The sequence below is a fragment of the Streptomyces sp. CLCI03 genome, from assembly GCF_053615355.1.
Window position 1 is genome coordinate 5,896,481 of record NZ_CM132132.1, and the last position, 18,598, is coordinate 5,915,078.

An 18,598-nucleotide genomic window follows, 5' to 3' on the forward strand; every position below is an offset into this window, starting at 1 on the left:
AGCGGCGCACCCTGGTTGGCCAGCGATACGGGTGATCACATAGGGTGAAAAGAAAAACGGGAGGTTCGGCGTGTTCGTTGAACACGCGCTACTTGTCGACTTAGTGTCCTGTTCGGAAGAGTCCGAGGAACAGGCACACCCCTAACCCTAAACTTCAGGGTGAGGGTTCGGGTCGGCGCGTTCGGACCGTCCCTATTTCGGCATCAGTCGTCGCAACGCAGGCCCGCGAGGCGGCGACACGTAACTCGAGGCGAGAGGCCTTCGACGTGGCAGCACCGCAGAACTACCTCGCAGTCATCAAGGTCATCGGTGTCGGCGGCGGTGGTGTCAATGCCATCAACCGAATGATCGAGGTCGGTCTCAAGGGCGTCGAGTTCATCGCCATCAACACGGACGCCCAGGCGCTGTTGATGAGCGACGCCGACGTCAAGCTCGACGTCGGCCGTGAACTCACCCGTGGCCTCGGCGCCGGCGCCAACCCGGCCGTCGGTCGCAAGGCGGCAGAGGACCACCGCGAGGAGATCGAGGAGGTCCTCAAGGGGGCCGACATGGTCTTCGTCACCGCTGGCGAGGGTGGCGGCACCGGAACGGGCGGCGCACCTGTCGTCGCCAACATCGCGCGCTCGCTGGGCGCCCTGACGATCGGTGTGGTCACCCGACCGTTCACCTTCGAGGGCCGGCGCCGCGCGAACCAGGCGGAGGACGGCATCGCCGAGCTCCGCGAAGAGGTCGACACCCTCATCGTCATCCCCAACGACCGACTGCTGTCCATCTCGGACCGCCAGGTCAGCGTGCTCGACGCCTTCAAGTCGGCCGACCAGGTCCTGCTCTCGGGCGTCCAGGGCATCACCGACCTCATCACCACCCCGGGTCTGATCAACCTCGACTTCGCCGACGTCAAGTCCGTGATGTCCGAGGCCGGCTCGGCCCTGATGGGTATCGGCTCGGCCCGCGGCGACGACCGCGCGGTGGCCGCCGCCGAGATGGCGATCTCCTCGCCGCTCCTGGAGGCGTCCATCGACGGCGCCCGTGGCGTGCTGCTCTCCATCTCCGGTGGCTCGGACCTCGGTCTCTTCGAGATCAACGAGGCCGCGCAGCTGGTCAGCGAGGCCGCGCACCCCGAGGCGAACATCATCTTCGGCGCCGTCATCGACGACGCGCTCGGCGACGAGGTACGGGTCACCGTCATCGCCGCCGGGTTCGACGGCGGACAGCCCCCGGCCCGCCGGGACAACGTCATCGGCGCCGCGTCCACCAAGCGCGAGGAGCCGGCCCCGGCTCCGGTCCGCGCCGCCGAGCCGGCCCGCCCGGCCTTCGGCGGACTCGGCTCGGTCACCCCGCGCGAGGAGCCCCCGGCTCCCGTCGAGGTGGCCCCGGTCGAGGTCCAGGCCCCCGCGCCGCAGGTCCCCACGGCCCGGCCGTACCAGGACAGCCCGGCCGAGGAACTGGATGTCCCGGACTTCTTGAAGTGACACCGGAGCAGCATCACGTGGGCGGCGCCCACTTCGCCTTCACCGACAGGTGGGGCGGAGTGAGCGCCGTTCCGTACGAGGAGCTCAATCTCGGCGGCGCGGTCGGAGACGACCCGGCCGCCGTTCTCGCGAACCGGGCCCTGGCGGCGAAGTCGCTGGGACTGGCGCCGGACCGGGTGGTCTGGATGAACCAGGTGCACGGCCGGGACGTGGCGGTGGTGGACGGGCCCTGGGGCCCGGACGCGGAGATCCCCGCGGTGGACGCGGTGGTGACCGCCCGTCGGGGACTCGCCCTCGCGGTACTGACCGCGGACTGCACGCCGGTCCTGCTGGCGGACCCCGTCGCCGGGGTCGCGGCGGCCGCCCACGCGGGACGGCCGGGACTGGTCGCCGGGGTGGTGCCCGCCGCCGTCGAGGCGATGGTCGCCCTCGGGGCCGACCCCGGGCGGATCGTCGCCCGTACGGGACCCGCGGTCTGCGGACACTGCTACGAGGTGCCCGCCGAGATGCGGGACGCGGTGGCCGAAGCGGTGCCGGCCGCCCGGGCCGAGACCAGCTGGGGGACACCGGCGGTCGACGTGGTCGCCGGGGTGCACGCCCAGCTCGCGGAAGCGGGGGTGGTGAACGGCGGCCGTTCCCCGGTCTGCACACTGGAGTCGCGGGACCACTTCTCGTACCGCCGCGACCGGGTGACCGGCCGGCTTGCCGGATATGTCTGGTTGGACTGAGGAATGACAGAGCGTAAGTCGGAGCTCGCCGAGAACCTGGCGCGGGTGGAGGAACGTATCTCGTCCGCGTGCGCGGCGGCGGGGCGCGGGCGGGAAGAGGTGACGCTCATCGTGGTCACCAAGACCTACCCCGCGAGCGACGTACGACTGCTGGCGGACCTGGGCGTCCGTCATGTTGCGGAGAATCGTGACCAGGATGCGGCCCCCAAGGCCGCGGCCTGCGCGGATCTGCCCCTCAGCTGGCACTTCGTCGGTCAGTTGCAGACGAACAAAGTCCGTTCCGTGGCGGGATACGCGCACGTGGTGCAGTCGGTCGACCGACCGAAACTCGTGACCGCCCTCTCGGCGGCCGCGGTGAACGCGGGCCGGGAGCTCGGGTGCCTCGTGCAGATCGCCCTCGACGCGGAGTCGGGGGAGCGCGGCGCCCGCGGCGGCGCGGCGCCCGAGCAGCTCGCGGAGTTGGCGGACCTCGTGGCGAAGGCTCCGGGACTGCGGATCGACGGCCTGATGACGGTCGCTCCGCTGGCCGGCCCCTACGCGGGACGCGAACAGGCCGCTTTCGAGCGGCTGGTGGAATTGTCATCCCGCATGCGCGTGAACCATCCGGCTGCCACGATGGTGTCGGCCGGGATGAGCGCAGACCTGGAACAGGCCGTGGCGGCCGGTGCGACACATGTACGCGTCGGCACTGCGGTACTCGGCGCGAGACCCCGGCTCGGGTAACGTCGCGAAGAAAGTCGGACCACAGCAGAAAATATGGTCATTCCCGCTGATGGGCGGGCAGACCTAGTGGATCGCGGGCAGTTGGTGACATTCGTGACACGGCGGCACCTGCGACAGGGCGATCCACCACAGAGCGGAGGACTCGGAGAATGGCCGGCGCGATGCGCAAGATGGCGGTCTACCTCGGCCTCGTGGAGGACGACCGGTACGACAACCCGGGGTACGACCCCGACGACGAGTTCGAGCCCGAGCCGGAGATGGAACGGGCTCGGGAACGGGATCGCCGACAGCAGCCCGTGCATCAATCGCCCGTACCGGACGAACCGGTACGAGCCGCACAGCCTCCGGCGCAGCGCGAACCTATCCCAATTCCAGCGGAAAACGGACGTCCTGCGCGAATCGCCCCCGTGGCATCCATCACACCTGATCGCACCAACCTGGAGAAGAACGCCCCCGTGATCATGCCCAAGGTCGTCTCCGAGCGGGAGCCGTACCGCATCACGACGCTGCACCCCCGGACCTACAACGAGGCCCGTACCATCGGGGAACACTTCCGTGAGGGCACTCCGGTGATCATGAATCTCACGGAGATGGACGACACGGACGCGAAGCGTCTCGTGGACTTCGCCGCCGGACTCGTCTTCGGTCTGCACGGCAGCATTGAACGCGTGACACAGAAGGTGTTCCTGCTGTCGCCTGCTAACGTCGATGTCACGGCGGAGGACAAGGCCCGCATCGCGGAGGGCGGGTTCTTCAACCAAAGCTAGACCGATCCGTCAGACACGGGGCCGGGAACACAGCAGGAGCAGGGGAGAGGGAAGCGCGGGATGGGTGTCGCACTGCAAGTGATCTACTTCGCCTTGGGGTGCTTCCTCGTCGTGCTGATCTTCCGCCTGGTCATGGACTACGTGTTCCAGTTCGCGCGTTCCTGGACACCCGGCAAGGCGATGGTGGTCGTACTGGAGGCCACCTACAGCGTCACCGATCCACCACTCAAGCTTCTTCGGCGGGTCATTCCGCCGTTGCGTCTCGGGGGCGTGGCACTCGACCTGTCCTTCTTCGTTCTGATGATCATCGTTTACATCCTCATCAGTTTCGTGCGCACCGCTGCGAGCGGCTTGTGAACGATGTGCTTCCCCGCGGGCGCGGGGACAGTCCCGATACGGTCTTGCCGACTGCCGACGACTACGTAGAGGTGAAGAAGACATGCCGCTGACTCCCGAGGACGTGCGGAACAAGCAGTTCACGACCGTCCGCCTCCGAGAAGGCTATGACGAGGACGAGGTCGATGCCTTCCTCGACGAGGTCGAGTCCGAACTGACGCGCCTGCTGCGCGAGAACGAGGACCTGCGCGCCAAGCTGGCAGCCGCCACGCGTGCCGCCGCGCAGAACCAGCAGCAGCAGGGCATGCGCAAGCCGGAACCCCAGGACCAGCGAGGCCCCGGCGCCCCCGTGCCCGCGGCCATATCCGGCCCGCCGCAGCAGCAGCAGCCGCAGATGGGCCCGCCGCAGCTTCCGGGCGGCCAGCCCCAGCTGCCCCCGGGCCCCGGCGGCCAGGGCCAGCAGGGCCCCGGCCCGATGGGCGGCCCCATGGGCGGCCCCATGCAGCAGCACCCCATGGGTGGACCGCAGGGCATGCAGCAGCAGCCCATGGGCGGCCCCCAGGGCATGCAGCAGCAGTCGATGGGCGGCCAGAACCCGCTCGGCCAGCAGATGCAGCCCATGGGCCAGCAGATGCAGCCGATGGGGCAGCAGATGCAGCCCATGGGTCAGCCGATGCACCAGCAGCAGCCGCAGCTTCCGCAGCAGGGCCCCGGTGGCGACAGCGCCGCCCGCGTCCTGTCCCTGGCGCAGCAGACCGCCGACCAGGCGATCGCGGAGGCCCGCTCCGAGGCCAACAAGATCGTCGGCGAGGCCCGGTCGCGCGCCGAGGGCCTGGAGCGGGACGCCCGCGCCAAGGCCGACGCGCTGGAGCGGGACGCGCAGGAGAAGCACCGCGTCGCGATGGGCTCCCTGGAGTCCGCCCGCGCCACGCTGGAGCGCAAGGTCGAGGACCTGCGGGGCTTCGAGCGTGAGTACCGCACGCGTCTGAAGTCCTACCTCGAGTCGCAGCTGCGCCAGCTGGAGACCCAGGCAGACGACTCCCTGGCTCCGCCGCGGAACCCGGCCGGTCCCGCGCTGCCGCCGTCGCCGTCCCCGTCGATGGCTCCGGCCGGTGCGATGGGCCACTCCATGGGCGGTCCCTCGATGGGTGGCCCGTCCCCCATGGGCGGTCCCTCCCCGATGGGTGCCCCGTCCTACGGCGGCAACCAGCAGCAGATGTCCCCGGCGATGACCCAGCCGATGGCTCCGGTGCGGCCGGCCGCGCCGCAGCCGATGCAGGCGCCGTCGCCGATGCGGGGCTTCCTGATCGACGAGGACGACAACTAGGCGCCGCCGCCGTTCTGCGGTCGGCAGCCGCGCTCTACGGGCCGGGCCCGGTTCCCCTTCGGGGGCACCGGGCCCGGCCCGTTTCCCGTCCCTGGCCGGGCGGTGCGGGATCGTCTTCCGGGTGCGGTTCGGTGGTCGCGCCTCAAGCGCCGGCGGGGCTGGGGGTGGCTTCGGGTGGGGCGGTGCCCCTGCGGGGGCTCTCCTCGGCTCGCGCGATGCGGCGATGGTCATGATGCGAAGCCCGGGTTGCGCGCTCGTCCTGCGGGGAGCCCCCGCAGTGTCACCGCCCCACGGCCCGGTGCGAGGGGGGCCGGGGGTGTGGGGACGGTGGGGGGTGTCCCCGCAGGACGAGCGCGCAACCCGGGCCGTACGGCCGTGACGTGGCCGCCTCGCGCGAGCCGAGGAGACACCCCCCACCTTCCGCCCCCCGCCCAGGCGGCCCATCCCCAGCCCCGCCGGCGTTTGAGGCGCGGCCACCGGCCCGCACCCGGAAACGCACCCGCACCCGGACGATCCCCCACCGCCCGGCCAGGGCAGCGGCGGCCACACCCAGCCCCGCCGGCGTTTGAGGCGCGGGTCTGGGCGGAGCCCAGGAGGCGGCGGGGCAGACGGAAGCGGCCCGTCCCCCCCCCCCACCCGGGAGGGGACGGGCCGCTCGGGGCCGGGTTACGCCTTGCGGAGGCGGAAGGTCAGGCCCAGGGGCTCGTCCGTGAACGGGGCACCGTAGGCGGCATCGGCGTCGCCGGACGCGAAGTCCGTGGCCAGGACCTCGTCCGCGATCAGGCCCGCGTGGTCCGTCAGGGCCGTGACGACCTCGGGGTCCGCGGAGGACCAGCGCAGCGCGATGCGGTCCGCCACGTCGAGGCCGGAGTTCTTCCGGGCCTCCTGGATCAGGCGGATCGCGTCACGGGCCAGGCCCGCCAGCCGCAGCTCCGGGGTGATCTCCAGGTCCAGGGCGACCGTCGCGCCCGAGTCGGACGCCACCGACCAGCCCTCGCGCGGGGTCTCCGTGATGATGACCTCCTCCGGGGAGAGGGAGACGGACTCCCCGTTCACCTCGACCTCGGCGGAGCCGGACCGCAGGGCCAGCGACAGCGCCGCCGCGTCGGCCGCGGCCACCGCCTTCGCGACGTCCTGGACGCCCTTGCCGAAGCGCTTGCCCAGCGCCCGGAAGTTCGCCTTGGCCGTCGTGTCCACCAGGGACCCGCCGACCTCCGACAGGGAGGCCAGGGAGGAGACGTTCAGTTCCTCCGTGATCTGGGACTGCAGCTCCGGGGAGAGCGCGTCGAAGCCCACCGCGCCGACCAGGGCCCGGGAGAGCGGCTGACGGGTCTTGACGCCCGACTCGGCCCGGGTCGCCCGGCCCAGCTCCACCAGGCGGCGGACCAGCTGCATCTGCTGGGAGAGCGTCGGGTCGATCGCCGAGGTGTCCGCCGTCGGCCACGTCGACAGGTGGACCGACTCCGGGGCGTCCGGGGTGACCGGGACGACCATGTCCTGCCAGACCCGCTCCGTGATGAAGGGGGTCAGCGGGGCGAGGAGCCGGGTGACCGTCTCCACCACGTCGTGGAGGGTGCGCAGCGCGGCCGCGTCGCCCTGCCAGAAGCGGCGCCGCGAGCGGCGGACGTACCAGTTGGACAGGTCGTCCACGAAGGCGGAGAGGAGCTTGCCCGCGCGCTGGGTGTCGTACGACTCCATCGCCTCGGTGACCTCGGCGACGAGCGTGTGGAGCTCCGAGAGCAGCCACCGGTCGAGGACCGTGCGGTCGGCCGGGGCCGGGTCGGAGGCGGAGGGCGCCCAGTTCGACGTACGGGCGTACAGGGCCTGGAAGGCCACCGTGTTCCAGTACGTGAGGAGGGTCTTGCGCACGACCTCCTGGATCGTGCCGTGGCCCACGCGGCGCGCCGCCCACGGGGAGCCGCCGGCCGCCATGAACCAGCGCACCGCGTCCGCGCCGTGCTGGTCCATGAGCGGGATCGGCTGCAGGATGTTGCCCAGGTGCTTGGACATCTTGCGGCCGTCCTCGGCGAGGATGTGGCCCAGGCAGACCACGTTCTCGTACGAGGACTTGTCGAAGACCAGCGTGCCGACGGCCATCAGCGTGTAGAACCAGCCGCGGGTCTGGTCGATCGCCTCCGAGATGAACTGCGCCGGGTAGCGCTTCTCGAAGATCTCCTTGTTCTTGTACGGGTAGCCCCACTGCGCGAACGGCATCGAGCCCGAGTCGTACCAGGCGTCGATGACCTCCGGCACGCGGACCGCTTCGAGGGAGCAGCCCTCCGCGGTGCAGGTGAAGGTGACGTCGTCGATGTACGGGCGGTGCGGGTCCAGGTTCGAGTGGTCCTGGCCCGACAGCTCGGACAGCTCGGCGCGGGATCCGACGCAGGTGAGGTGGTTCTCCTCACAGCGCCAGATCGGCAGCGGGGTGCCCCAGTACCGGTTGCGGGACAGCGCCCAGTCGATGTTGTTGTTCAGCCAGTCGCCGAAGCGGCCCTGCTTGACCGAGTCGGGGAACCAGTTCGTCTTCTCGTTCTCCCGCAGCATCGCGTCCTTGACGGCGGTGGTGCGGATGTACCAGGAAGGCTGCGCGTAGTAGAGCAGGGCCGTGTGGCAGCGCCAGCAGTGCGGGTAGCTGTGCTCGTAGGCGATGTGCTTGAAGAGCCGGCCGCGGGCGTCGAGGTCGGCGGTCAGCTTCTCGTCGGCCTTCTTGAAGAAGACGCCGCCGACCAGCGGGACGTCCTCCTCGAAGGTGCCGTCGGGGCGGACCGGGTTCACGACGGGCAGGCCGTACGCGCGGCAGACCGCGAGGTCGTCGGCGCCGAAGGCGGGGGACTGGTGGACCAGACCGGTGCCGTCCTCGGTCGTGACGTACTCGGCGTTCACGACGTAGTGGGCGGGCTCGGGGAACTCGACGAGGTCGAAGGGGCGCTCGTACGTCCAGCGCTCCATCTCCTTGCCCGTGAAGGTCCGGCCGGTGGCCTCCCAGCCTTCGCCCAGGGACTTCTCCAGGAGCGGCTGGGCGACGACCAGCTTCTCCTCGCCGTTGGTGGCGACGACGTACGTGACCTCGGGGTGGGCCGCGACCGCGGTGTTGGACACCAGGGTCCACGGGGTGGTCGTCCAGACCAGCAGGGCCGCCTCGCCCGCGAGCGGGCCGGAGGTCAGGGGGAAGCGGACGTAGACGGAGGGGTCGACGACCGTCTCGTAGCCCTGGGCCAGCTCGTGGTCGGAGAGGCCGGTGCCGCAGCGGGGGCACCAGGGGGCGACGCGGTGGTCCTGGGTGAGCAGACCCTTGTTGAAGATCTCCTTCAGCGACCACCACACGGACTCCACGTACTCGGGGTCCATGGTCCGGTAGGCGTCGTCCAGGTCGACCCAGTAGCCCATGCGGGTCGTCAGCTCGGTGAACGCGTCGGTGTGGCGGGTCACGGACTCGCGGCACTTGGCGTTGAACTCGGCGATGCCGTACGCCTCGATGTCCTGCTTGCCGTTGAAGCCCAGCTCCTTCTCGACGGCGAGCTCGACGGGCAGGCCGTGGCAGTCCCAGCCGGCCTTGCGGGCCACGTGGTAGCCGCGCATGGTGCGGAACCGGGGGAAGACGTCCTTGAAGACGCGGGCCTCGATGTGGTGTGCGCCGGGCATGCCGTTCGCGGTGGGCGGGCCCTCGTAGAAGACCCACTCGGGGCGGCCCTCGGACTGCTCCAGGGTCTTGGCGAAGGTCTTGCTCTCGCGCCAGAAGTCGAGGACGGCGTGCTCAAGGGCAGGCAGGTCGACCTGGGCGGGTACCGGGCGGTACTGCGGCGGTGTGGTCATGAGGCTGAACTCTTCCTCCGGCGGGATGTCATTCCGTCCGGAGGGACGAGAGCACTGCTGCTCCCGCGGTACCACCCTCCTTGGCCGCCGGACGGATCCGGTGGCCCCCTCATTGGGGTGCGAAGCCGGTTCTACTCGCCGTACGGGGATACGGGGATCCCGTGCGGGCTTTCTTCCGGCGGCTCAGGGGTGATCCTTCACATCGCGCTCGCCCCCGGGCTCTCACCGTCCCCGGGTCGCTCCTGGCTGCGTACGACGCTACTCGTCCCCGTCCATGCCTTTCGCTGGGCCCAGTGTACGGGCCCGGGGGCCGCGGGGCAGACCGGTTTACGGGGGCCCGTGCGGGGGCCGCCGGCCCGGCGTGGCGGGGCCGCGGGGAGGGTTCGCGTGCGACCCCCGCGTGCCCCCGGCGTGACCCGAATGGGCCTGTCGTGCCGGTGACGACTCGGGTGGGGCGGGAGTGGCGGATTACCGGGGCTCCTGATGGGCACAACGGATGCAGGTTGACCTCGATGGATGCGTGCCCCGTTGCCGCGGGGCCGGTGTCGATTTATCGTTCCGGCACGATTCGCGAGCAAAGATCACAGTATGTGAAGGGGCCGCGGCCATGGTGGCGAAGAAGACCGCCGGGAGTACTGCCAAGAAGGCTGTCGGGAAGGCCGCCGGGAAGGCGGCGGTCTCCGAGGACGCGGCCCCCGCCAAGAAGGCGACCGCTGCACGGAAGACCGCCACCGGAGCACGCGCTCCGGACGGGAAGGCGACCGCCGTCAAGAAGACGACCGCCGTCGAGAAGCGGACGGCCGCGGCCAAGAAGGCCGCAGCCGAGGGGGCGGCACCTGCCGCGAAGAAGACGGGAGTCCGGAAAGTGGTTGCCAAGAAGAGCGCGGGTACGGCGAGGAAGACGGCCGCGGCCGCCACCAGTGGGCTCCCCAAGGCGCGGGCGACGGGCCTGGCCCCCGGTGAGCTCGCCGTACGGCCCGGGGAGGACCCGTGGACCCCCAAGGAGGTCGACGACGCCCGAGCGGAGCTCCTGTCGGAGGTACTGCGCCTACGGGCCGAGCTCGACGCCTCCGAAGCGGCGATCACCGGCCTGATGCGGGACTCCGGGGACGGCGCGGGAGACGACCAGGCCGACACGGGCACCAAGAACATCACCCGGGAGTCCGAGCTGGCGCTCGCGGCGAACGCCACCTCGATGCTGGAGCAGACCGAGCGGGCCCTGGAACGGCTGGAGGCGGGCACGTACGGGCTCTGCGAGAACTGCGGGCAGCCCATCGGCAAGGCCAGGATGCAGGCCTTCCCCCGGGCCACGCTCTGCGTCGACTGCAAGCAGAAGCAGGAACGGCGGCACTAGCGGGTGTCCTGCCGATCAGGGCGGGCTCGCGGCGGCCGGCACCGCTCCCTGATCCGCTCCGATCGACAGGACACCCCCTGGCGGATCGGGGAGGTGGGGCAGGCGGTCCGCGGGGACCCTGACGTACCCTCGTGTTCCGTCAGGGTCCAGGAGGAGCCTGGTTCGAGCTAGTTCGAGGGACTCACGTGGCAGAGGCGGAGCGCATCATCGGTACGCCGGAGGTCGGGGACGACACCCAGCCGGAGTCCGCCGGGCCCAAGGGGCGCCGTCGGATCACGGCTCTGCTCGTCGTGGCGGTGCTCGCCTACCTGCTCGACCTCGGCAGCAAGATGCTGGTCGTGGCGAAGCTGGAGCACCAGCCGCCGATCGAGATCATCGGTGACCTGCTGAAGTTCGAGGCCGTCCGCAACCCGGGCGCCGCCTTCGGCTTCGGCGAGGCCTTCACCATCATCTTCACCTGCATCGCGGCCTCGGTGATCGTGGTGATCGTACGGCTGGCCCGCAAGCTCTACAGCCTGCCGTGGGCGATCGCCCTGGGCCTGCTGCTGGGCGGTGCGCTGGGCAACCTGACCGACCGGATCTTCCGTTCGCCGGGTGTGTTCCGCGGCGCGGTCGTCGACTTCATCGCGCCCGCCCATTTCGCCGTCTTCAACCTCGCGGACTCGGCGATCGTGTGCGGCGGCATCCTGATCGTCCTGCTGTCCTTCAAGGGCCTGGACCCGGACGGGACCGTCCACAAGGACTGATCGCGGACCGATCGCGGGACGGTCGGACCGCCCCGTCCTGCATACTCGACGGGTGAGTACGATTCCCGAGATCCGCACCCTGCCCGTTCCCGATGGCCTCGAAGGCGAGCGTGTCGACGCCGCCATCGCCCGTATGTTCGGTTTCTCCCGGACGAAGGCGGCCGAAATCGCGGCTGCGGGAAAGGTGACGGTCGACGGCAGCGTCGTCGGGAAGTCCGAGCGCGTGCACGGTGGCGCCTGGCTGGAGGTCGAGATGCCCGCGCCGCCGCGGCCGGTCGAGCTCGTCGCCGAGCCCGTCCCCGGCATGGAGATCATCCATGACGACGACGACATCGTCGTCATCATGAAGCCGGTGGGTGTCGCCGCCCACCCGAGCCCCGGCTGGACCGGCACCACCGTCATCGGTGGCCTCGCCGCGGCCGGCTACCGCATCTCCACCTCCGGCGCCTCCGAACGCCAGGGCATCGTGCACCGCCTCGACGTCGGCACGTCCGGCCTGATGGCCGTCGCCAAGTCGGAGCGCGCGTACACCTCACTGAAGAACCAGTTCCGCGAGCGCGTCGTGGACAAGCGCTACCACGCGCTGGTCCAGGGCCACCCGGACCCGATGAGCGGCACGATCGACGCGCCGATCGGCCGCCACCCCAGCGCGGACTACAAGTGGGCCGTGATCCAGGACGGCAAGGCGTCCGTCACCCACTACGACCTGATCGAGGCCTTCCGCGCCGCCTCGCTGCTGGACATCAAGCTGGAGACCGGGCGGACGCACCAGATCCGCGTGCACATGTCCGCGCACCGGCACCCCTGCGTCGGCGACCTGACCTACGGCGCCGACCCCACCGTCGCCAAGCGGCTCGGCCTCACCCGCCAGTGGCTGCACGCGGTGCGCCTCGGCTTCGAGCACCCGGCGGACGGGCAGTGGGTCGAGTTCGAGAGCGGCTACCCGGCGGACCTGCAGCACGCGCTGGACGTGATCCGGGCGGAGAGCGAGTGACCTCGCCGGTCGAGCGCACGGTCGAGGTACGGGTCGCCGTCTCGGAGGAGGACCTGAAGTCCTGCTTCGCGGTGCGGTCCGAGGTCTTCGTCGTCGAGCAGTCGGTGCCGGAGTCGATCGAGTACGACGCGTACGACGCGGACGCTGTGCACGTCCTGGCCGTGGACGCGGACGGCGCGCCGCTGGGCACGGGCCGGCTGCTGCACGGGCCGGTGGCCCTCGGCAAGACGGGCGACCTGACGGTCGGCTCGCTGGGCCGGCTGGCCGTGGCCAAGTCCGCGCGCGGGCTGGGCGTGGGGGTGGCGCTGGTGCGCGCGATCGAGGCGGAGGCGGCCCGCAGGGGGCTGGCCGCGGTCGATCTGGGCGCGCAGACGCACGCGCTGGGCTTCTACGAGCGGCTCGGCTACGTGGCCTACGGCCCGGAATTCCAGGACGCGGGCATCCCCCACCGAGCGATGCGGCGTCCAATGCCGTAGCCGAGGCGACTCTGCGTGCCGCCGCTGCCGGGGCTGGATCTTCCAGCCTCGCCGGCGATTGAGGCGCGGGCGCGGAGCGCCGTAGGGGTTCGGGCGGAGCCCGACACGGAGCCGCGGCCCCCGTCACCGCACCGGCCAAGCGCAGCGGACTGGCAGGGTGGGGGAGTGGATCAGCTTGCTCTGCTGTTCGTGCTCCTGCTCGGAGCGGTGGTCACGGTGCCGCTCGGGGACCGGCTCAAACTGCCCGCGCCCGTCCTGATGACCATCGGCGGGGTGATCCTCGCCCTGGTGCCGGCCGTGCCGAACGTCGAGATCCCGCCCGAGTTCATCCTGCCGCTGGTGCTGCCTCCCCTGTTGTACGCCTCCGTGCAGCGCACGTCCTGGCGGCAGTTCGCCGCCAATGTCCGGCCCATCCTGCTGCTGGCCGTGGCTCTGGTGTTCGTCACCACCGGCGCGGTGGCGGCCGTCGCCAACGCCGTCGTGCCGGGGCTGCCGATCGCCGCCGCCCTCGCCCTCGGCGCGCTCGTCGCCCCGCCGGACCCGGTGGCCGCCACCGCCGTCGCGGGATCGCTCGGGCTGCCCCGCCGGATGGTGTCGATCCTGGAGGGCGAGGGGCTCTTCAACGACGTGACGGCGATCGTGCTCTACCACGTGGCCGTCGCCGCCGTCGTGAGCGGCAGTTTCTCCTGGCCCCAGGCGCTCGGGGAGTTCGTGCTCTCGGCCGTGGTGGCCGTGGCCGTCGGGCTCGCGCTCGGCTGGATCTGCAACCGGCTCATGGGGCGGCTCGGTGACGCCACCCTGCAGATCGGGTTGACCCTGCTGGTGCCGTTCGTCTCGTACGTGGTGGCCGAGGAGCTGCAGGGTTCGGGGGTGCTGGCCGTGCTGACGACGGCCCTGTTCCTGGCCGAGTACGCGAGCGACGCCGACGACGTGCTGGGGCGCCTCGCCGGGCACACGTTCTGGGAAGTCGTCGACATGCTGGTCACCGGCGTGGCCTTCGGGCTGATCGGGCTGGAGCTGCACAACGTGTTCGGCACGGCCGAGGACCGGGTGTGGGAGATGGCCGGGTGGGCGGCGATCGTGGTCGCGGTGGTGGTCGGCGTACGGCTGGTGTGGCTGCTGCCGGCGGGCTGGCTCGCCCAGCGGCTGCACCAGCGCCGCGACTACGACGAGGAGATCCCGCTGAGCTGGCGGGAGAGCGTGGTGATGTGGTGGGCCGGGATGCGGGGGGTGGCCTCGGTGGCGCTGGCCCTGGCCATTCCCCTGAAGACGGACGCCGGTGAGCCCTTTCCCGGGCGGGACCAGATCATCTTCATCGCCTTCGCGGTGATCATGACGACCTTGGTGTGCCAGGGGCTGACCCTGCCGTGGCTCGTACGGCGGCTGGGGGTGGAGGCCGACACGGACGCCGAGCGGGACGCGGAACGGCTGCTGGCGATCCGCGCGGCCAAGGCCGCGAAGCGGCGGCTGAAGGAGATCGAGGAGGTGGAGGACCTGCCGGAGGACCTCGTCGAGCAGTTGTACCGGCGCGCGTACGACGTGGGGGCCAGGATCAGCCCCGACATGGTGGACGAGGAACGGCGCGAGGCGTACGCGAAGCGGGTGGAGCGGCTGCACGACGTCCAGCGGATCCAGCGGGAGATGATGTCGGCCGCCCGCCACGAGATCCTGGCCGCCCGCAGCGAACCGGGCTCCGACCCGGAGATCGTGGACCGGGTGCTGCGGCACCTGGACGTCCGGAGCCTGCGGGCCCCTTGAGCGGGGGGCCGCCCGGTGGGTGGAGCCGCGCCTCGCCCGGGGTCAGGCGGGGCTGGACCGGCGGGAGAGGCGTTCCAGGCCGCGCAGGAGGCGGACGTAGGGGGACCAGCGGGCCGGGTGGGCGACGGTACCCGTGCATGCCAGTTCGGCGCGGTCCAGGCAGTCCTCCAGGACGGCGTCGTGTCCCGAACGGAAGGCCAGCGGCCAGGTGAGGCGGGCCAGGCCGCTGATCCGCATCGCGAGGGTGTGCCGCAGCACCGTCCGCTCCGCGTCGACGGGCAGCACGGCGAACTCGTGGAAGCCGTGGAAGCCGCGCGGCCCGGTGAAGGCGAAGCGGACCCAGGTCCCCGGCACGTACGCGGCGACCGTGTACCGCACCGGCCCGTGTCCGCCCACCGCGCCGACCGCCAAGGGGCGGTCGAACTCCATCGGCTCCCACAGGCGGCCCGGCCAGAGCCGGTCCTCGTCCCCGGCCGCCAGCGTGTCGATCAGCGCGCCGACCTCGCTCTCCTTCGCCGCGATCACGCGTTCGTGCAAGTTGTAGACGCCCATGGAAGGCCCTCCCCTTCATGTTATTAGAGAGAGGTCTCTAATAATCTGGAGGGTACTCTCTGATTCATGGCGAGACCACCCCGCTTCGACATCGACCAGATCCTCGACGCCGCCGTCCGGCTGGCCGCCTCCGCCGGGCCGGTCGGCGTGACCATGACCGCCGTCGCCCAGGCGATCGGCGCGCCCAGCGGCTCCATCTACCACCGCTTCGCCGGACGCTCCGCCCTGCTCGCCGAGGTGTGGCTGCGCAGCGTCGAGCGGTTCCAGGAGGGTTACCTCGCCTGCCTGCACGGCGACACCGACCCCGGCCGGGCAGCCCGCGCGGCCGCCCGGCACGTCGTGGGGTGGAGCCGCGCCCACCCCGAGGAGGCCGCCCTCCTGCTCTACGGCCCGTGGGAGTTCGGCCGCGCCGACTGGTCCGAGGAGCACACCGGCCGGGCGGATTCCGGCAACGGGCGGGTGTACGCCGCCATCGGAGACCTCGCCGCCGCTCTCGGTGCGACGGAGCCCAAGGACCGGGACCGGGTCGTCCTGGCCCTGATCGACCTTCCGCTCTCGGTCGTCCGCCGACACCTGCGCGCCGGCGACCCGCTGCCGCCGCACGCCGAGGACCTCGCCGACGAGTGCGCGGCCGCGCTCCTCTAGCCGGCCTCCGGGGCCGCCGCCGGGCCCGTGGTGATGCGGGGGAGGGCATAGGGGTGCTCGGCCACCAGCCAGGTGATCATGTGCTCGCGGACCGCGCAGCGCAGGGTCCACAGGTCGTCGGCGTCCTTCGCCGTGATCGCGGCGCGGATCTGGACCGTGTGCGGTGTGGTGTCCGTCACGGCCAGGGAGCCGCTGCGGCCGTCCCACTCCGGGAGCTCCGCCAGGATGTGCTGGAGCCGCTCCCGCATCAGGTCGACCGGCGCGCCGTGGTCCAGGTGCCAGAAGACGGTGCCGGTCATCTGCGCGCCGCCGCGCGACCAGTTCTCGTAGGGCTTGCTCGTGAAGTAGGACACCGGCATCGTGATGCGGCGCTCGTCCCAGGTGCGGACCGTCAGGAAGGTCAGGGTGATCTCCTCGACCCGGCCCCACTCCTTGTCCACCACCACCGTGTCCCCGATGCGGACGGTGTCGCCGAAGGCGATCTGCAGGCCGGCGAAGAGGTTGCTCAGCGAGGCCTGGGCGGCGATGCCCGCCACGATGCCGAGGACGCCCGCCGAGGCCAGGAGCGAGGCGCCGAGCGCGCGCATAGGCGGGAAGGTCAGCAGCATCGCCGCCGCGGCGACCACGACCACCACCGCCGTGACCACCCGATGGATCAGCGTGACCTGGGTGCGGACCCGGCGCACCCGGGCCTCGTCCTCGGTCACCGCCGCGTAGCGCGCGTACGTGGAGTCGACGGCGGCCGTCGCGATGCGTACCGCGAGCCAGGCCGCGGAGGCGATCAGGACCAGGGTCAGGAACCGGCCGACGCCGAAGGCGTGGTCGGGCAGGATCCCCGCCCGCCGGTAGGTGGCCCGGAGCAGCGAGGTGCACAGGACGACCTGGAAGGGCAGCCGGCAGTGGCGCAGCAGGCCCCACAGGGGGGTCTCGGTGTGCCGGGCGTCGGCCCGGCGCAGCAGCAGGTCCAGCAGCCAACCCGCGATCAGGGTGGCGACCAGGGCGCCGCCGATGACCGTGACGGGGCGTAGGACGTTCTCCATCTCCATGGGTACGAACGTAGCGGGAAGCGGGCCGCGAGCCCCCGGTCCGCGGCGGCCGGCACGATGGAGGCATGAACATCATGCTTTTCCATTCGACGTACGGGCTGCGGCCCGCGGTGCACGCGGCGGCCGACCGGCTGCGCGCGGCCGGGCACCAGGTCCAGGTGCCGGATCTCTTCGAGGGACGCACTTTCGGGACCGTCGAGGAGGGCATGGCCCACCGGGACGAGATCGGCCGTGACGAACTGCTGAAGCGCGCGGTGCTGGCCTCCGCCCCCTACTCGGACCAGGGGCTGGTCTACGCGGGCTTCTCCTTCGGCGGTTCCGTCGCCCAGCACCTGGCGATGGCCGACGAGAAGGCGCGCGGGCTGCTGCTCCTGCACGGGACGGCGGACCTGGAGGACGACGCCTCGGTCGACGAGTTGCCCGTGCAGCTGCACATCGCGGACCCGGACCCGTTCGAGCCGCACGACTGGCTGACGGCCTGGTACCTGCGGATGCAGCGGGCGGGGGCCGACGTGGAGGTCCACAGCTACCCCGGTGCCGGGCACCTGTTCACCGACCCGGAGTCGGACGACTACGACGCGGAGGCCGCCGAGCAGCTCTGGAAGGTCGCCGTCGGCTTCCTCGACACTCTGTAGGCGCGCCTGCAGGCGCGAGAACGACGAGGGCCCGGCCCGGCGGGATGCCGGACCGGGCCTTCGTCGTCGGTGGGTCAGCCCGCGCGGTAGGCGGTCCAGCTGCTCGACATGCGAGCCACCTGGCCGGCGGTGAACTGGTACATGCAGGAGTCGTACGTGTAGTCCATGAAGTTGCGGATCGGGTCGACGCCCGGCTTGCTCGCGCAGCTGTCGCGCCCGGTCGGGCACTCGTACGCGGCACTCTTCTCGGCCGGGGTGTCGGAGACGTAGTCGCCGTTGCCGTTACAGCCGCCCTGGAAGGTGTGGTACAGCCCCAGCCAGTGGCCGACCTCGTGGGTGGCGGTGTCACCCTCGTTGTAGTTGGCCGAGGAGCCGCCCGGCAGCGAGCTGTCGAGCACGACCACGCCGTCCATCTTCGGGCTGGAGGCGTAGGAGGTCGGGAAGGTGGCCCAACCGAGCAGGCCGCCGGAGAGCTTGGCGGTGTAGAAGTTGAGCGCGCCGGGGCCGCCCTTGCGCAGGGTGTTCTTCATGTCCTTCTCGGCCTGGGAGCCGGAAGCCAGGTTGTACCAGGAGGCGTTGTCCGTGTAGTCGGTGGCCGCCAGGGTGAACTGGAAGTTCGTGTTGACGTTGCCGGTGCCCTGGCCGCCGTAGGCCGCGTTGAGGACCGCGAGCTGCTTGCTCACGTCGGTGGCCGTCAGCTTGCCGGTGGTGCCGGAGTGCACGACGTGGAAGTACACCGGGATGTTCACGACGGCCTCGGCGGCCGCGAGGCTGCGCTGCGGCTGGTTCTTGAGGGCCTTGTCGAGCTTCGACTTGAGGTCGGCGTCCATGGACTGCGCCTGCGCGTCGGTGATCGCGTTGGGCTCGTCCGCGTGCTCGTCGTGGGCGCGGGCGACGCGGGCGTTCGCGGCGCCGGAGGAGGCGGGCTGGTCGGCGCAGACCTCGGCGGGGGACTTGGCGGCGGCCGCGAGCGTGGTGGGGGCGGCGAGCGGCGTGAACGCCAAGGTTCCGGCCAGGACCGCCGTGCCCATCAGGCGGCGGCGGAGAAGGGGGGATATGCGGGCAACTGCGCGCACGTGTGCTCCTCGCGTGGGGGGTTGTGGGGGGTGGTGGCCTGAAGGATCTTCTTCAGCTGGCGCGAAGCTTATGTGTGCATGACATATTCAGGTCAAGTGCCTTACGTAAAAGATTTGTTGCTTCTGATGCACATGGGGCGCCTGGTATGT

Annotated in this window: 17 protein-coding genes; 13 read left to right on the plus strand and 4 right to left on the minus strand. The window is 71.2% G+C overall.

Going from position 1 to position 18,598, the window contains the following annotated elements; translation table 11 throughout:
* Positions 1-266: 266 nt before the first annotated feature.
* The 6 genes from ftsZ (at position 267) to ACWG52_RS27215 (ending at position 5,353) form a co-directional block, all read left to right on the plus strand.
* On the plus strand, positions 267-1,472 hold the full coding sequence (gene ftsZ / locus ACWG52_RS27190; protein WP_033221761.1) for a cell division protein FtsZ: 1,206 nt from the start codon (positions 267-269) through the stop codon (positions 1,470-1,472).
* Positions 1,473-1,489: 17 nt separating this feature from the next.
* A complete protein-coding gene (pgeF, locus tag ACWG52_RS27195; protein WP_033221759.1) occupies positions 1,490-2,200 on the plus strand; it encodes a peptidoglycan editing factor PgeF in 711 nt (236 codons plus the stop codon).
* Positions 2,201-2,203: 3 nt separating this feature from the next.
* Positions 2,204-2,923 (plus strand): YggS family pyridoxal phosphate-dependent enzyme, encoded by a 720-nt coding sequence (locus ACWG52_RS27200; protein WP_389812067.1) that lies wholly within the window; start codon positions 2,204-2,206, stop codon positions 2,921-2,923.
* Between the two features lie 149 nt (positions 2,924-3,072).
* Positions 3,073-3,690 carry a cell division protein SepF gene (locus ACWG52_RS27205; RefSeq protein WP_266357885.1) on the plus strand — a complete coding sequence of 206 codons (618 nt, stop codon included), beginning with the start codon at positions 3,073-3,075 and terminating at the stop codon, positions 3,688-3,690.
* A gap of 60 nt (positions 3,691-3,750) precedes the next feature.
* Positions 3,751-4,047, plus strand: coding sequence for a YggT family protein (locus tag ACWG52_RS27210; RefSeq protein ID WP_030012625.1), 297 nt, complete (start codon positions 3,751-3,753; stop codon positions 4,045-4,047).
* An 82-nt stretch (positions 4,048-4,129) separates the two neighbouring features.
* Complete coding sequence (locus tag ACWG52_RS27215; RefSeq protein ID WP_033221756.1) at positions 4,130-5,353, plus strand: DivIVA domain-containing protein; 1,224 nt, start codon at positions 4,130-4,132, stop codon at positions 5,351-5,353.
* Between the two features lie 666 nt (positions 5,354-6,019).
* Here ACWG52_RS27215 and ileS read toward each other — a convergent pair.
* The gene (gene ileS, locus ACWG52_RS27220) at positions 6,020-9,166 is read right to left on the minus strand and encodes an isoleucine--tRNA ligase (protein ID WP_389812004.1); all 3,147 of its coding nucleotides are present in this window, start codon (positions 9,164-9,166) and stop codon (positions 6,020-6,022) included.
* Between the two features lie 607 nt (positions 9,167-9,773).
* Here ileS and ACWG52_RS27225 point away from each other — a divergent pair.
* The 5 genes from ACWG52_RS27225 to ACWG52_RS27245 all read left to right on the plus strand — a co-directional run bounded on the left by ACWG52_RS27225 (position 9,774) and on the right by ACWG52_RS27245 (position 14,494).
* Complete coding sequence (locus tag ACWG52_RS27225; RefSeq protein ID WP_390141631.1) at positions 9,774-10,520, plus strand: TraR/DksA family transcriptional regulator; 747 nt, start codon at positions 9,774-9,776, stop codon at positions 10,518-10,520.
* Between the two features lie 203 nt (positions 10,521-10,723).
* On the plus strand, positions 10,724-11,266 hold the full coding sequence (gene lspA / locus ACWG52_RS27230; RefSeq protein WP_258309950.1) for a signal peptidase II: 543 nt from the start codon (positions 10,724-10,726) through the stop codon (positions 11,264-11,266).
* A 52-nt stretch (positions 11,267-11,318) separates the two neighbouring features.
* Entirely contained in the window at positions 11,319-12,260 is a 942-nt protein-coding gene (locus ACWG52_RS27235) for an RluA family pseudouridine synthase (protein ID WP_033221721.1), read from the plus strand.
* Positions 12,257-12,736 (plus strand): GNAT family N-acetyltransferase, encoded by a 480-nt coding sequence (locus ACWG52_RS27240; RefSeq protein WP_453126205.1) that lies wholly within the window; start codon positions 12,257-12,259, stop codon positions 12,734-12,736. Before ACWG52_RS27235 ends, ACWG52_RS27240 begins: the two co-directional genes overlap by 4 nt.
* A gap of 165 nt (positions 12,737-12,901) precedes the next feature.
* Complete coding sequence (locus tag ACWG52_RS27245; RefSeq protein WP_389812013.1) at positions 12,902-14,494, plus strand: Na+/H+ antiporter; 1,593 nt, start codon at positions 12,902-12,904, stop codon at positions 14,492-14,494.
* Between the two features lie 42 nt (positions 14,495-14,536).
* Here ACWG52_RS27245 and ACWG52_RS27250 read toward each other — a convergent pair whose 3' ends face one another.
* Entirely contained in the window at positions 14,537-15,046 is a 510-nt protein-coding gene (locus ACWG52_RS27250; protein WP_389812016.1) for an SRPBCC family protein, read from the minus strand.
* A gap of 66 nt (positions 15,047-15,112) precedes the next feature.
* Here ACWG52_RS27250 and ACWG52_RS27255 point away from each other — a divergent pair, with 66 nt between their 5' ends.
* The gene (locus ACWG52_RS27255) at positions 15,113-15,691 is read left to right on the plus strand and encodes a TetR/AcrR family transcriptional regulator (protein WP_453126207.1); all 579 of its coding nucleotides are present in this window, start codon (positions 15,113-15,115) and stop codon (positions 15,689-15,691) included.
* On the opposite strand, the gene ACWG52_RS27260 is transcribed toward ACWG52_RS27255, so the two are convergent.
* Positions 15,688-16,731, minus strand: a complete 1,044-nt coding sequence (locus ACWG52_RS27260; RefSeq protein WP_389812533.1) for a mechanosensitive ion channel family protein — start codon at positions 16,729-16,731, stop codon at positions 15,688-15,690. The two genes, ACWG52_RS27255 and ACWG52_RS27260, sit on opposite strands and share 4 nt — an antisense overlap.
* Before the next feature lie 71 nt (positions 16,732-16,802).
* Between ACWG52_RS27260 and ACWG52_RS27265 the strand changes: the two genes are divergently transcribed.
* Positions 16,803-17,372 (plus strand): dienelactone hydrolase family protein, encoded by a 570-nt coding sequence (locus tag ACWG52_RS27265; protein ID WP_389812022.1) that lies wholly within the window; start codon positions 16,803-16,805, stop codon positions 17,370-17,372.
* A gap of 74 nt (positions 17,373-17,446) precedes the next feature.
* On the opposite strand, the gene ACWG52_RS27270 is transcribed toward ACWG52_RS27265, so the two are convergent.
* Entirely contained in the window at positions 17,447-18,403 is a 957-nt protein-coding gene (locus ACWG52_RS27270; RefSeq protein WP_389812536.1) for a zinc metalloprotease, read from the minus strand.
* Positions 18,404-18,598: the final 195 nt, after the last annotated feature.

Excerpts from the sequence above, each read along its gene's own strand:
- ACWG52_RS27210 (WP_030012625.1), top strand. The coding sequence starts at position 3,751 with ATGGGTGTCGCACTGCAAGTGATCTACTTCGCCTTGGGGTGCTTCCTC.
- ACWG52_RS27260 (WP_389812533.1), bottom strand. The coding sequence starts at position 16,731 with ATGGAGAACGTCCTACGCCCCGTCACGGTCATCGGCGGCGCCCTGGTC.
- ACWG52_RS27205 (WP_266357885.1), top strand. The coding sequence starts at position 3,073 with ATGGCCGGCGCGATGCGCAAGATGGCGGTCTACCTCGGCCTCGTGGAG.
- ACWG52_RS27200 (WP_389812067.1), top strand. The coding sequence starts at position 2,204 with ATGACAGAGCGTAAGTCGGAGCTCGCCGAGAACCTGGCGCGGGTGGAG.
- ACWG52_RS27250 (WP_389812016.1), bottom strand. The coding sequence starts at position 15,046 with ATGGGCGTCTACAACTTGCACGAACGCGTGATCGCGGCGAAGGAGAGC.
- ACWG52_RS27215 (WP_033221756.1), top strand. The coding sequence starts at position 4,130 with ATGCCGCTGACTCCCGAGGACGTGCGGAACAAGCAGTTCACGACCGTC.
- ACWG52_RS27270 (WP_389812536.1), bottom strand. The coding sequence starts at position 18,403 with ATGGGCACGGCGGTCCTGGCCGGAACCTTGGCGTTCACGCCGCTCGCC.
- ACWG52_RS27225 (WP_390141631.1), top strand. The coding sequence starts at position 9,774 with ATGGTGGCGAAGAAGACCGCCGGGAGTACTGCCAAGAAGGCTGTCGGG.
- ACWG52_RS27265 (WP_389812022.1), top strand. The coding sequence starts at position 16,803 with ATGAACATCATGCTTTTCCATTCGACGTACGGGCTGCGGCCCGCGGTG.
- ACWG52_RS27255 (WP_453126207.1), top strand. The coding sequence starts at position 15,113 with ATGGCGAGACCACCCCGCTTCGACATCGACCAGATCCTCGACGCCGCC.
- ileS (WP_389812004.1), bottom strand. The coding sequence starts at position 9,166 with ATGACCACACCGCCGCAGTACCGCCCGGTACCCGCCCAGGTCGACCTG.